The following is a 13,965-nucleotide window of genomic DNA, read 5'->3' on the forward strand; positions in this document are numbered from 1 at the left end:
GCCTCGCATCAACAGTTCCCGCCTCACGCTTGAAGGAGATTTGATATGGATATCGGCGTCTTCATTCCGATCGGCAACAACGGCTGGCTGATTTCGGAAGCGGCACCCCAGTACAAGCCGAGCTACGATCTGAATAAAGCAGTGGTGCAGAAGGCCGAACATTACGGGTTCGAATTCGCCCTCTCGATGATCAAGCTGCATGGCTTCGGCGGCAAGACGGAGTTCTGGGACTACAACCTCGAATCCTTCACGCTGATGGCGGGCCTCGCGGCCGTGACGACCAAGATCAAACTCTACGCCTCGACGGCCGTGTTGACACTGCCGCCCGCGATCGTGGCCCGGATGGCGACGACGATCGATTCCATTTCCGGCGGCCGGTTCGGGATCAATATCGTGTCCGGCTGGCAAAAGGCCGAATACGACCAGATGGGGTTGTGGCCTGGCGACGATTACTTCGGGCACCGCTACGAATATTCGTCCGAATACGTTCAGGTGATGAAGGATCTCTGGTCGACCGGCGAGTCGAACCACAAGGGCCGCTTCTTCACCATGACCGATTGCGCCATGAAGCCGCTGCCTTCGGCCGACATCAAGATCGTAGCGGCAGGCCAGAGCGGTCGCGGCATGGAATTCGCCGCGAGCTATGCGGACTATAATTTCGTCATGGGCACGGGGGTCAATACGCCAAGGGCATGCGCACCGACCTGCCAGAAGCTGGTAGAGGCGGCTGCCAAAACCGGCCGCGACGTCGGCTCTTACGTGCTCTTCATGGTGATCGCCGACGAAACCGACGAGCTCGCTCAGGCGAAATGGCAGAAATATCGCGATGGGGCCGATGTCGATGCCCTGTCCTGGATGGCCGATCAGGGCAGCAAGGACGCGGGCGATAACGGCACTGCCAAACACATCAACCTTCCCGAGGGCGCGGTGAATTTCAACATGGGAACGCTCGTCGGTTCCTATGCCAACGTGGCCCGCATGCTGGACGAGATCGACACGATCGAAGGCGCCAAGGGCATCATGCTCACTTTTGACGATTTCTTGATCGGACTCGACCAGTTCGGCGAACGTATTCAGCCGCTGATGCAATCCCGTGCGACCGTTCAGACCCGGCTTGCCGCGTGAGCAACGCGGTTTCGGCGGACACAATTCGCGCCACGATCATGGCCGGGACCGTGGCGCCTCGGTCGGCTGTCAAAAGCGAACTGCCGCCCCCCTATGACACGTCGTCGCCCGAACCGGCCTGGGCCGAACGAAGCTTCGCCGCCGCGGCGCCCCGACGGATGACGGTCGCGCCCGCCGGACCGGTCTCGGATGATCCGATCGACGCGCCTGTCCACACATTGGGCATCGGCGGCCTTTTGGCCGCCTACGCGGCTGGTGCAACGGACCCGGTCGCGGTCATGGCAGGCCTGAACGAGAGAATGGCATCGCACCCCTCGGGACGCGATGCCGTGCTGGCCGCGATCCCGCGTGCGGAGGCCGCGGCGGTGGAGAGTCGGCGGCGATTGCGGGCCGGGGAGGCCCGTGCGCTCGAGGGCATCCCGTTTGGGGTGAAGGACATCATCGACGTCGCGGGCGCGCCGGTCACCTGTGGGTCTCTGCAGACGGGGCGCCGCGTAGCCACCCTGGATGCCGAAGTGGTGGCTCGGCTGGTGCAAGCCGGCGCGATCCCGGTGGCGATGCTGGCGACCACGGAATTCGCCTGCGGCTCCGCCCACAACCCGCGCTATGGCGCGGTCCGTAATCCTTGGCGTGCCGACCGGTGGACGGGAGGGTCCTCGACCGGCTCCGGTGCCGCGCTGGCGGCGCGGCTGCTGCCGCTGGCGCTCGGCACGGACACCGGCGGATCGATCCGTATTCCGGCCGCGTCCTGCGGCATTACGGGCTTGAAGCCGACCCGCGGCCTCGTCCCCCGCACCGGGGTGGCGAGCTTGTCCTGGACCTTGGATCATGTGGGTCCGCTGGCCCGTTCGGCCGACGATCTCGCGGTCGTCATGCCGCTGATCGCCGGCCCGGACGGTCGGGATGCCTATGCGGTCGCGGCCTATGCCGGGGACCGGGCACGGCTCGACCTTTCCGGCCTGCGGATCGGTGTGCCGAATGGCTGGTTCGTGGAACTGCAGGACGAGGCCGTCCTGGCCGCGTGGCGCGAGGCGTTGACCGTGTTCGAGAGCCTCGGGGCGCGGCTCGTGCCGGTGGATCTCGGCCCGATCCAGACCGCCCATGAGGACGGCTATCTGCTCATGATGTGCGAATTGGCGAGCCTGCAGGAGCCCGAGATCGACCAGATGGAAGCCTTCGATCCCGGCACGCGGGCCCGTATCGAGCAGGGTCGTATGTTCGACGCGATCGACTATTTGCGCGCCCTGCGCCGCCGTCCGCTGGTGCAGACGCGGATCCTCAGCGCAATGGCCGAGACCGACGTGCTCATCACGCCCGGCCTTGGCGGCGAGGCCGCATTCCTCGACGATCTGACCATCGCGGTGAACGGCGAGCGTCACCCGCTCCAGCGCGTGGTCCCGCGCAACACCATGATCTTCGACTATACCGGTCTGCCTGCCCTGATGCTGCCCTCCGGCCTTGGCTCGACGGGGCTGCCAGTGGCGATCCAGATCGTCGGCAAGTTGTTCGACGACGCGCTCTGCCTGTCTGTCGGCAGCGCGTTTCAGCGTGCGACGGGACACCACCGGCGGGCGCCCCCCGAGGCAGCGTGACGCTCTGCCATTGCCATAGGACGGCGATTGGTTGAAGGCGCCGGCCGGTTCACCGTAAGCGCGTCGTCACCTTAGTCACGCTGTCTCACCCTCGACGATCTCGTACCCCGTGTCGATGATTTCGGGCGTCCCCGGTCGCTCGGACTGCTGCAACATCTTCTCGACCGCCATCCGCCCGATGAGAAACCGGTTCGACCGGATGGTCGAGAGCCGCAAAGGCAGGGCTTGACCGATGTCGAGCCCGTTGAAGCCGAAGAGGCCCAGATCCCGTTTCGGGGTAATGCCAGCTGTCATGCAGTGAAACACTCCGCCAACCGCCATATCGTCGTTGGAGAAGACGGCCACATCGACGTCGGGGCTGGACCGGAGAAGTGCGTCCAACATGGACCGGCCCGCCCCGGTGGAACTCGGCCCCTGAGTCATGGCTTCGCCCGCGAAAACGTGCCCGGCATCGCACAAGGCCTGCCGCAAGCCGTCGTAGCGCAGCTTGGCGCGCCGGTCTGCACTCCAGTCGTGACCGACATAGCCGAAGCGCCGGTAACCGCGGCGGAGAAGATGCCGGCCCGTGTCGTAGCCCGCGGCCCGATGTGACAGGCCCACCGCGAGATCGATCGGCGTCGCGTCGATATCCATGAGTTCGGCGATGCGGATGCCGCTCGTCTGCAGCCGTCGGCGCGTCATGGGCGTATGGTCGAACCCCGCGATGATCATGGCCGCTGGTTTCCAGGCGAGCAGCGAGGCGACGAGTTTCTCCTCCGTCGTCGCATCGTAGTCCGTGATGCCGACGACGGGCCGATATCCCGAGGGCTCGAGCCCGGCATTGATCCCCTGCAGGACTTCGGGAAACACGATATTCGACAAGGAAGGAATGATCACCCCGACGAGACTCGACACCGAGGAGGCAAGCGTGCCGGCGACACGATTGGGCACATAGCCCATCGCGTCGACAGCCTCCATCACACGTTCCCGCGTACTGTCCGCGATTGGACCGACGCCGCGCAGGATGCGTGACACCGTGATCTCGCTAACCTTGGCGCGAGCCGCGACGTCAGACAGCGTGATGGGCTGCTGACCCGTCGAGCGGCGGCGCTTCGATCGTTCAGAGGGAGCTGACATCAACCTTCGCCACGAAAACCCGTGGGCCGCCGAACGGCGTCACACGACGCCACCTTAGGTGCAGAGAGGATGATCCTCAAACCGTGTCGCGCATCCGGATGCGGCTCATGTCCACTTAATTCATGTTAGCGCTGTCATTTCGGGGATGACGGCGCTGACGGTTCCTGCGATGGTACGTTCCAAGAACAAGCAGATGCAGGACATCATGCAGCAGGGTGGACCACAGTCGGCCGTGATCGGCCTCGGTTCGATGGGCCTCGGCATGGCTCGGAGCCTTCTCCAGGCTATGCCGGTCGTCGGCTTCGATCGCGATGTCGCGGCGGTCGAGCGTTTTATCGCGGATGGTGGGCGGGGCGCCGCTTCGGTGATGGAAGCCGCTCAAGGTGCATCTATCCTGGTGCTGGTGGTCGTCAATGCCGCTCAGACGGAAGCTGTGCTGTTCGGTGAAGCCGGTACGCAGGGAGCGGCGGCGCAGCTGGCGAAAGGCGGTGTCATCATCTCATGCGCCACGATGGCGCCCGATGACGCGCGGCGGCTCGCATCGCGGTGCGCGGAGCATGGCTTGCACTATCTCGACGCGCCGATCAGCGGTGGCGCAGCCCGCGCCGCAAGCGGTGAACTGACCGTGATGGCGTCGGGCACCCCCGACGCTTTCGCGGCGGCGCAGTCTGCGCTCGATGCCATGGCCAAGACCGTCTACCGGCTGGGTGACGAGGCCGGCATCGGTGCGTCCTTCAAGATCGTCAATCAATTGCTTGCCGGCGTCCATATCGCGGCGGCCTGCGAGGCAATCACGCTCGCCAAGCGTCTCGGTCTCGACCTCGAAAAGGTCTACGAAGTCATCACGGCCGCGGCCGGCAATTCCTGGATGTTCGAGAATCGTATCCCGCATGTGCTCAAGGGCGACTACCGGCCCGCGAGTGCGGTCGATATTTTCACGAAAGATCTCGGCATCGTCGCCGATATCGGTCGCTCGACCAAGTTTCCGACGCCGATCGCGGCAAGCGCGCTGCAAATGTTTCTCATGACGTCGGCTGCCGGCATGGGACGTGACGACGACAGTTCCGTGGCGCGGCTGATCGCGCAGATCGCGGGCCTCGACTTGCCCGGACAGGCCAAAACCTAAAGCTTGGTCAACGGGCTCCAGGCATCCCGATGGGGAGGGTGGATCGTGCGGAGTGTTGACGGTTCGGCTGTCAGGCGCGGCCCAGCCCCGGATGTCGGCTGGCGCCCCGGTTCGCTATTGGAAATTCGGCAACTCAACGCCCTCACGGCGCTCATCCTGTCCGCGGCGTTGATCGATTCCTTGAAGCCCTATTTCCCCACCAACGACAATCTGCTGGGCGTCTCGGCGCTTTGAAGGCTGTCGGATCGCTGTCCAAAATGGAGCATACCTTGGCCAAGAACATCGTTTTCACCGGCGGCAGCGGCAAGGCCGGCAAACACGTCGTCGCCTATCTGGTCGAGCAGGGCTACAATGTCCTTAACCTGGACATGAAGCCGCTCGACCACCCCAAGGTCCGCACGCTCATCACCGACATCACCGACAGCGGCCAGGTGTTCAACGCTCTCACGAGCACGCTGGAAAAACACGAATTCGCGCCGTCGCTGCGGGCCCCGAAAATCGACGCCGTGGTGCATTTCGCCGCGATCCCGCGCATCATGATCACACCCGACAACGAGACCTTCCGCATCAACACGATGGGAACCTACAATATCGTCGAGGCGGCTGAAAAGCTGGGGATCCGCAAGACGATCATCGCCTCGTCCGAGACCACCTATGGCCTCGTTTTCTCCAACGAGCCGCGCGATCCGGCCTATTTCCCGTTCGACGAAGACTATCCCGTCAACCCGATGGACAGCTACGCCCTGTCGAAAATCTGCAACGAGCGTACCGGCCATGCCTTCGCGCAGCGCTCGGGTGCGGACATCTACGCGATCCGCATCGGCAATGTGATCGAGCCGCATGAATACGCGAACTTTCCCGGCTTCTTCGCCGATCCGGGCTTCCGCAAGCGCATCACCTGGAGCTACATCGACGCGCGCGATCTCGGGCAGATCGTCGATCTCTGCATCAAGAAGGACGGGCTCGGCTTCCAGATCTTCAATGCCGGCCAAAACGATTGCTCGTCCGACCTGCCGACCGCAGACCTCTTGAAGCGCTTCTATCCGAATGTTCCGGTCCACGGCCAACTCGGCGAATACGAGGCGCTATTTTCCAACAAGAAGGCGCGCGAAATGCTCGGTTTTGTCGAGCATCACAATTGGCGCAAATACGTGTCTTCGACGGCCAAAGTCTGAAGAACTGCCGTTCTCAGGATAGTTACGGCGTATCCATGCGAGCCATGGATGCGCCGCCGGCAAACCCAAATGTCGGGAGCGGCGGTAGGGATGCCATTCGAAGCACCTGGCCCGAGGCCCTGCCTGACCGGGATGCCAGATAAATCCATTGTTACCCATGCCGGAGGAGATGTCGTCAAGCCATCGCGGCGACGAGCTGCCATCACCGGAAACGAACGGCAATTCACGTAAATGCAATCTATTGCAGGCTGATCAGTGGATGACCGACCCGGTCTGAAGCGGTGGGCATGGAACGCAAGACTCTCCCGTCATGGCCCCTCGGCCTGTCCGCTGCTGTCGCACTTTTAGCTGCCGTGATCATCCTTGGTGTCGGCGGCTGGCAGATCCACCGCACGCGTGAAGCGATCCTGCGCGATGCCGAACAGAACCTGCAGAGTCTGTGTAGATCCCTCGCGCAGCATGCCGGTCGAACGATCGAAGCTGTGGATCTGGCGCTCGTGGAAGCGGTCGACCGGGCCGAGGATCCGTTGGGGAGTCCCGGATCGGCGGACTACCTGAAGCGCCGGGCTGAGATGCTGGGCCAGGTGCGTAACCTCGTACAGACCGATGCCGAAGGCGTGTGGATCAACGACTCCGACGCGCCGCACCGTCCGGTCGACAGTGCCGACCGGGTCTACTTTCAATGGCACCAGACTCATCCGGACCGGGCACTTCATGTCGACCAGCCCATCGTAGGACGCGCCAGCGGCAAGGTCAGCATTCCATTGTCGCGCCGGATCAATGCGCCGGACGGATCGTTTCGCGGCATTGTGGTGGCGACGCTCGCGCCTGAATATTTGGAGCAGTTTTACCAAAGCCTCAAAACAAGCACGCATAGCGCCATTTCGCTTTGGATGGACGACGGTCATCTCCTGCTTCGCTATCCTGCTATTCCGAACAACACGAAAAGCGATCCCTCCGCTCCTCAGGCCGCCGCAGCTGAACTCTTCAAGAACCGATCCGGCCTAAACCGCTCCCGCTCGCCTTGGGATGGCATCGACAGGCTCTTTGCTTTCGAACACATCGACGAGCTTCCGCTGGTCGTTGCCACGGGGGTGTCGGTCGACGATGTTCTCGCCGATTGGCGCCAGGACGCGATCGTTCAGTCCATCGTCGTCGGCGGAGCCGCCCTGGCGTTTGCCGTCCTTGGCTTTGGCATCGAAATACATCGGCGCCGGATCCGAATCTACCATGCCGCGTCGCGTGAGACGGACCGTCAATATCGGCTTCTCGCTGAGAATTCCTATGACCTGATCATTTTGAAGCCAAGCTTCGACGCCGCTCTCGCCTATTGCTCGCCTTCGTCGCGCGCGATGGTCGGATGGGACCCCGAAGAGATGATCTCGATGCCGACCGAGGTCTTTGTCCATCCGGATGATCTCGTCCGCGTTCAGGCCGAGTTCCAATCCCTCACGCCCGAGAATCCCGTGCTGACCAGCCAGCATCGGGTTCGCCACAAAGGAGGCTATTTCATCTGGATCGAGGTGGTGTTTCGCCGGACCCGCGATGGCAGCGTGCTGGAGTCGGCCCGCGATATTACCGTGCGCCGCCAGGCCGAACAGGCTCTGGCGGATAGTGAGGGCCGCTTCCGATCCCTGGCCGATGCCTCTCCCGACATGATCCAACTGCTCAACCTCTCAGGATTGCGCCGGTATGTCTCACCGGCCGCTCGAGAGATCTTCGGACGCGAGCCGGACGAGATGCTCGGAACGCATCCGCTCGATTTCATCCATCCCGACGACGGTCAAGGTGTCAGTGAACTCCTGCGGGGCATGACGTCAGGTGAACAAGATCGAGCCCGCAGTGTCCACCGCGTCCATCACAAAGCCGGGCACTGGGTGTGGGTTGATGTCCAATTCCGCCTCATGCGCGATGCCGCCTCCGGCCAGCCGTTTGAGATCGTTTCGCAAGTCCGGGACGTCGCGGAACGCGAAGCCCTACAGGCGCGCCTCAAGGAGGCCAACCGCCTGCTTCGGCTTGCCGAAGAGATCGCCCAGATGGGGCATTGGCGTCACGAGATCTCCAGCAACACCCTGAGGTGGTCGGAGGAAGTCTATCGCATCCATGGGGCACAGCCGGCCATTTTCATCCCCACGGTCGAAGCCGCCATTGCGATGTACCACCCGGATGATCAGGCCTCCGTCGAGCGATGCGTCGCATCGGCCATAAACCAATCCCAGAACTACGAGTTTCGGGCGCGGATCATTCGGCCGGATGGGGAAACACGCCATGTTTTGGCACGGGGCATGTGCGAGGTCGACTCCGCGGGCATGATGATCGCACTCTTCGGCATCATCATGGACGTCACCGATCTGCGGCGGGCCGAGCTCGCGGCCATGGAAAACGAGGCTCGATATCGTCTGCTGGCCGACAACACCACAGACATGATCACCCATATGGATCTGGACGGTCGACGGTTGTTCGTGTCGCCCGGATCACGCAACTTGCTGGGCTATGATCCCGATGAACTGAACAATACCAACCCGCATGACATGATCCATCCGGAGGATGCGCCCCAACTGCGGCAGGTGTTCGCCGATCTCTCCTCGGGGCGCGTCGCGCAGGCCGTTAACGTCAACCGGCTACGTCACAAACAAGGACAGTGGATCTGGGTCGAAGCGTCCTTGCAGGTGCTTCTTGATCAGGAGGGCAAGCCGGCCGGCTTCGTGGGCGCGGTTCGCAATATCATGGATCGAAAGCTCGCCGACGAAGCGATGCGGGCCAGCGAAACGCGATATCGCGTCCTTGCTGAGACGACCTCTGACGTCATCACCCAGCTCGATCTCTCGATGCGGCGGCAATATGTCTCGCCCGCCTGTCGTCATGTGCTCGGCTACGAGCCGGAGGAAATGCTCGGGTTGCGCCCGTCCGACGCGATCCACCCGGAAGACGCGGCGGATATCCGCGCCCTTGCGGCGCGCCTCGTCGCCGGCGATGTTTCAGGCGACAGGGCTCTCACGACCTATCGGATGCGCCATAAGGCAGGGCATTGGCTTTGGGTCGAAGCCGGCCTCAATCTGATCCGGGACGAGGTCACCAATGCTGCGGCGTCGATCATCTGTTCGCTGCGGGATGTGACGGAGCGCCAGCGCGCGGCCCGGCACCTGGAGCGAGCCAAAGCGGCAGCCGAGCAGGCGTCGCGCGTCAAGGCGGATTTTGTCGCCAACATGAGCCACGAGCTCCGGACGCCGCTCACCGGCATTCTTGGGGTGCACGATTTGCTGCGTCAGGATCCCAGCCTGAACGACGGGCAGCGGCGACTCGTCGGCCTTGCCAGCGATGCCGGAACATCGCTGCTCGCCATCGTCAACGATGTGCTAGATTTCAGCAAGATCGAGGCCGGCCAACTTATATTGGAGCGTGTGCCCTTCGATCTCGATGACTTGGTTGGAAGCTGCCGCGATCTGGCCGTCAAGGACATCAAGGGCAAGCCACTCGAAATTCGGATCGATCTTCACCCGGCCGTGCCTCGACGCCTCACCGGCGATCCGACGCGACTGCGGCAGATCCTGCTGAACCTCCTGACCAACGCGGTCAAATTTACAGAGCGCGGCACGATCACGGTTGAGGTCGGTTATGCCTTCGACACCGGCATGGTCCGGATCGATGTGACGGACACCGGCATCGGCATTCCTCCCGACCGGGCCGCACAACTCTTTGACCGTTTTACCCAGGCCGACACTTCGATGACCCGTCGATACGGCGGCACCGGGCTTGGGCTCGCGATCTGCAAGAAGCTGATCGAGCTGATGAAAGGCCGTATCGGGGCCGATAGCATGCCCGAAGGCGGTTCGCGCTTCTGGTTCGAAGTTCCGCTCGACCCGCATGTCCACATCTCGAGCAGCCGCGCTGTGGTCGGTGGCCGCCCGTCGCATGTCGCGAGCAGTCGCCTTCTGCTCGCGGAGGATCATGCCATGAACGCTGAGATCATCAGCGCCATGCTGACGGCACGTGGTCATCAGGTGGAGATCGTGTCGAACGGCGCCGAGGCCGTCGACGCGGTGCGGTCTGGATCCAAGTTCGATCTCGTTCTCATGGACATGCAGATGCCGGTCATGGACGGGATCAAGGCAACGACCGCGATCCGTCAGCATGAGGCCGTTGCGGCTCGGCCCCGTGTGCCGATCGTCGGGCTGACCGCCAATGCGATGGTCGAGGACGCGGCCATGTGCCTCGAAGCCGGCATGGACGCCCATATGGCCAAACCCGTCGTCTGGGCGGATCTTTTCACCACGATCGATCGGCTGCTTCAGGAGCGCACGGAGGTCGACGCGGGCCAGGATCCGATCTATCCAAGCGAATTTGACCGTGCGGTTCTCGATGAACTGGCAGGGGCGATCGGTACTGAGCGGCTCGACCACCTCCTTGACCTCTTCGTTTCCGAACTGCCGGTGCGAATGGCCCTGATCGCGGAAGCAAACGAGGTCGAGGTCGCTCAGCATGCCCATATGCTGGGGAGCATTTCGGGACAACTCGGCTTCAAGCGGCTATCCGACCTGTGCCTTGGGGTCGAACGCGATCTCAGGGCAGGCCGAAAGCCAAGCGGTATGAACGAAATGCGGGATCTCGCCGGTCGAGCTGCGGCCATGGTGGCGAATTGCAGCTACGCCGCCAAAGCCTGAACGCAGGTGCATCCCGTGGCGAAGGAGCGAATCCGGCGCGCCTCGTGTGATGCGGCGCTCAGGTGCGGTGCCGCGTTGGAGCTATGATTGTAAACCATTAAGATCGAACGAAGCTCTTTGTCCTTTCGACGCCAAGGTCGCGTATCTCTGCATGCCTGTTTACATCGCGATAACTTCCGTAGGCATAGAGTCGTACTTTATAATGTGCCCGTAAACCTCGTGCTTCCGGTCGGAGCCTATCCCTTGATGGTGCCAACCCAAGCAGGAGCGATCCTATCACAGTAGAGTCGAAAAATAATCTTATCAATTTGCTGAGAGCTCTTGCACATATGCGCAGGGCCAGTCCATCGAGGTTCCTGTGATGAAGTTGTTCCGCGCGAACCTGTCTGGAAAAGTCGCCATCCTGGTCGTAGTGTCTCTCATCCTCGCCGCATTGGCGTCGTGGCTATCGGCGTCGACGGCCCTTGAGCGCGAGGCGCGATCGCGCGCCGCCGAGCGCCAGGAGGCCAATATGCGGGTTGCCTGGGACATCCTGCATCAATATGGCAAGGAGTTGCGCGTTCAGGACGGGGTTCTCTGGGCCGATCAAACACGGCTCAATGGGCTCATCGACCCCGTCGATCGGATCAAGCAACTTGTCGGAGGAACCGCGACCCTGTTCATGGGCGACACACGGGTCACAACCAATGTCGTGAAGGCGGACGGGACTCGCGCGGTCGGCACGAAGCTCGCCAAAGGCCCGGTCTACGATGCTGTCCTGGGCAACGGAAAAGCCTTTCGCGGGGAAGCCGAGATTCTCGGTGTGTCGTATTTTACGGCCTATGATCCTTTGCGCGATGCCGCCGGTAAGGTCATCGGCGTGCTCTACGTCGGGATTCCCAAAGACGTGTTCATGAGCAGTACGTCGCAGATCGAGACCTCTTTGCTTCTCTTGAGCGGACTGGTCACGATCGTTTTGGGCGGTGCGACCTACCTGATTGGACGACGGTTGTTCTCGCCGCTCAACCGGATCGTCGGCGCCATGGGGGCTTTGGCGGCGGGCGACCCCTCGGTGCCGATGCCTTGGGCATCGCGTTCCGACGACATCGGGGCCATGGCCAGGGCGATGCTCGGTTTTCAGCAGGCCGCCGTCGAAAAGGTTCAACTTGCGCGGCAAGCCACCGAAGCACGAACCGCCGTCGAGCATGCGCGTCAGCAGGCGGAAGCTTTGCGGGCCGAAGAAGTCCGATGGCAGAAGGAGGCCACCGAGGCCATTGCGACCGGCCTCGCGCAACTCTCCAAGGGGAACCTTGCGTTTCGTCTGACTAACCCGTTTCACGCGACCTACGAAGCCCTGCGGTCGGATTTCAACGCCGCCGGTGCGAAGTTGCAGCAGGCCTTGTCGGCGGTTGCGGCCGACAGTGGCGCCATCCTTGAGGTGACGGACGAGATCTCCTCGTCGGCCGATGATCTCGCGCGCCGCACCGAAGCGCAGAGTGAAAGCCTCGAAACGACGACAAGGTCGGTCCAGGAGATTTTCGCGACGGTCCGAAAGACATCCGAAGGCGCGTCGCATGCGCGTGAGATCGTTGCAAAAGCCAAGGCGAGTGCCGAGAGTTCAGGTGAGGTCGTTCGCCAAGCGGTCGAGGCCATGAGCGGCATCGAGCAGTCCGCCCGTCAGATCGATCAGATCATCGGCGTGATCAATGACATTGCTTTTCAGACCAACCTCCTGGCGCTGAACGCCGGCGTGGAAGCGGCACGCGCCGGAGAAGCGGGGCGGGGATTTGCGGTGGTGGCGTCGGAGGTCCGCGCGCTGGCCCAGCGGTCCGCCGATGCCGCCAAGCAGATCAAAACCCTCATCGCGGCTTCGTCTCATCGGGTCGATCAGGGCGTTGAACTGGTCGGCGAAACCGGCCGCGTGCTCGAGCGGATCATCGAGCAAGTGGCCGACATCAACACGACCGTCATCGATATCGCGGCGTCCGCCAAGGATCAGGCCGAGGGCCTCGATCGGGTCGTCGCAACGATCGCTCAAATGGAGAAGATCACGCGACAGAATGCAGACATGGTCGACAAGTCGGCTGCCGCGAGCCATGGCCTCCAGTCATTGAGTGAAAGCCTGGCCTCGTCGGTGGCGCGTTTCACGCTCGATCACCGTCAGGCCGAGGTGGCCCGACCCGCACTGCGGAAAGCCGCATAGGCGGCGCGATAGACCGCATGTGCGTCGGAGGCGCAACACTTCGGCAGGCCGAAAACATCAATCTTTCAAACGCACTATCCATTTGGACAGTGCATTTCGACCGTTTCCTCCGCATGCAAGCTGCGCGGCAGTTCATGCACGGAGGACGATCATGCAGGCGTTATTTGGAATTCAGCCGTGGGTCTATGCGCTGGTGACGTTCTCGATTTCAACGGCGGCTTCGGCATCGACCTACACCTACGACCTCAACTCGTCTCTGAGCAGCAGCACCGGCGGCCCAGATCTGACGGCCGACGGAGGGACGTTGGGCGCGACGGGATATTCGTTCGGACCGAACCAAGGATTGACGTTGAGCAACGTTGGCGGGCCGGCCTTTTCGTCCTACAGCATCGACCTCAGCTACTTTTTCAACGACAATGTGACTGCGCGAGGCAATGGCTATCGCAAGATCATCGATTTCGCCGATTTGACATCTGACTCCGGTCTCTATTCGCGGTTTGGAAACATCGAACTGTATCCGAATGGGTCTGGCACTTCGACCTCTGGGTCGACCGAAAACGGCAGATTGGCCGATGTGACCCTGGCGCGTTCGTCGGCCGGCATCGTTACCGTTACGTTGGACGGAACAGGGATCCTGACATACGACGACTCGGTGTCCAAGACGTATCTGTTCTCGAACACGAGCACGCTGCACTTCTTCGAGGACGACAAGGCCACTGCTCAGGGAGAGGCCGCAGCCGGGTTCGTCAATGCCATCACGGTGACGACGGGTTCGAGCATCTCCACTGTCCCGCTTCCGGCGGCGGCACCGATGTTCGGCGCTGCCTTGATCGCCCTCGCGGGGTTCAGCTACGGCGTGAACCGACGCGGTTCGCCGCTCAAGGCCGCTGCCTGATCGCAGTCCTGGTCTCTTATGCGATCCGCGCCCGGAGCAATGGCTTCGGGCGCTCTCAAGATAAAAGCTTTGTTGCCGATTGCCTGAAGGACG

Annotated in this window: 9 protein-coding genes; 8 read left to right on the top strand and 1 reads right to left on the bottom strand. The window is 62.4% G+C overall.

Going from position 1 to position 13,965, the window contains the following annotated elements; genetic code table 11:
* Nucleotides 1–45 precede the first annotated feature (45 nt).
* Complete coding sequence (gene rutA / locus M8523_RS01135; RefSeq protein ID WP_282582979.1) at nucleotides 46–1,125, top strand: pyrimidine utilization protein A; 1,080 nt, start codon at nucleotides 46–48, stop codon at nucleotides 1,123–1,125.
* The gene (locus tag M8523_RS01140) at nucleotides 1,122–2,717 is read left to right on the top strand and encodes an amidase (RefSeq protein ID WP_282582980.1); all 1,596 of its coding nucleotides are present in this window, start codon (nucleotides 1,122–1,124) and stop codon (nucleotides 2,715–2,717) included. The genes rutA and M8523_RS01140 overlap by 4 nt, the downstream gene beginning before the upstream one ends.
* 75 nt (nucleotides 2,718–2,792) lie before the next feature.
* Here the strand turns inward: M8523_RS01140 and M8523_RS01145 are convergent, their stop codons facing one another.
* Nucleotides 2,793–3,833 carry a LacI family DNA-binding transcriptional regulator gene (locus M8523_RS01145; RefSeq protein ID WP_282582981.1) on the bottom strand — a complete coding sequence of 347 codons (1,041 nt, stop codon included), beginning with the start codon at nucleotides 3,831–3,833 and terminating at the stop codon, nucleotides 2,793–2,795.
* Nucleotides 3,834–4,002: 169 nt separating this feature from the next.
* Here M8523_RS01145 and ltnD point away from each other — a divergent pair, with 169 nt between their 5' ends.
* From ltnD to M8523_RS01175, 6 genes are all read left to right on the top strand, one after another.
* Nucleotides 4,003–4,959, top strand: coding sequence for an L-threonate dehydrogenase (gene ltnD / locus M8523_RS01150; protein WP_282582982.1), 957 nt, complete (start codon nucleotides 4,003–4,005; stop codon nucleotides 4,957–4,959).
* A 45-nt stretch (nucleotides 4,960–5,004) separates the two neighbouring features.
* Nucleotides 5,005–5,193 carry a hypothetical protein gene (locus tag M8523_RS01155; protein ID WP_282582983.1) on the top strand — a complete coding sequence of 63 codons (189 nt, stop codon included), beginning with the start codon at nucleotides 5,005–5,007 and terminating at the stop codon, nucleotides 5,191–5,193.
* Nucleotides 5,194–5,228: 35 nt separating this feature from the next.
* Nucleotides 5,229–6,134 carry an NAD-dependent epimerase/dehydratase family protein gene (locus M8523_RS01160; RefSeq protein ID WP_282582984.1) on the top strand — a complete coding sequence of 302 codons (906 nt, stop codon included), beginning with the start codon at nucleotides 5,229–5,231 and terminating at the stop codon, nucleotides 6,132–6,134.
* Between the two features lie 287 nt (nucleotides 6,135–6,421).
* On the top strand, nucleotides 6,422–10,795 hold the full coding sequence (locus M8523_RS01165; protein ID WP_282582985.1) for a PAS domain S-box protein: 4,374 nt from the start codon (nucleotides 6,422–6,424) through the stop codon (nucleotides 10,793–10,795).
* 361 nt (nucleotides 10,796–11,156) lie between these two features.
* Nucleotides 11,157–12,977 (top strand): methyl-accepting chemotaxis protein, encoded by a 1,821-nt coding sequence (locus tag M8523_RS01170; protein ID WP_282582986.1) that lies wholly within the window; start codon nucleotides 11,157–11,159, stop codon nucleotides 12,975–12,977.
* Between the two features lie 151 nt (nucleotides 12,978–13,128).
* Complete coding sequence (locus M8523_RS01175; RefSeq protein ID WP_282582987.1) at nucleotides 13,129–13,872, top strand: hypothetical protein; 744 nt, start codon at nucleotides 13,129–13,131, stop codon at nucleotides 13,870–13,872.
* Nucleotides 13,873–13,965: the final 93 nt, after the last annotated feature.

The sequence above is a fragment of the Lichenifustis flavocetrariae genome (assembly GCF_026130545.1).
Lineage (GTDB): Bacteria > Pseudomonadota > Alphaproteobacteria > Rhizobiales > Beijerinckiaceae > Lichenihabitans > Lichenihabitans flavocetrariae.

Excerpts from the sequence above, each read along its gene's own strand:
- M8523_RS01170 (WP_282582986.1), top strand. The coding sequence starts at position 11,157 with ATGAAGTTGTTCCGCGCGAACCTGTCTGGAAAAGTCGCCATCCTGGTC.
- rutA (WP_282582979.1), top strand. The coding sequence starts at position 46 with ATGGATATCGGCGTCTTCATTCCGATCGGCAACAACGGCTGGCTGATT.
- M8523_RS01165 (WP_282582985.1), top strand. The coding sequence starts at position 6,422 with ATGGAACGCAAGACTCTCCCGTCATGGCCCCTCGGCCTGTCCGCTGCT.
- M8523_RS01145 (WP_282582981.1), bottom strand. The coding sequence starts at position 3,833 with ATGTCAGCTCCCTCTGAACGATCGAAGCGCCGCCGCTCGACGGGTCAG.
- M8523_RS01175 (WP_282582987.1), top strand. The coding sequence starts at position 13,129 with ATGCAGGCGTTATTTGGAATTCAGCCGTGGGTCTATGCGCTGGTGACG.
- ltnD (WP_282582982.1), top strand. The coding sequence starts at position 4,003 with ATGGTACGTTCCAAGAACAAGCAGATGCAGGACATCATGCAGCAGGGT.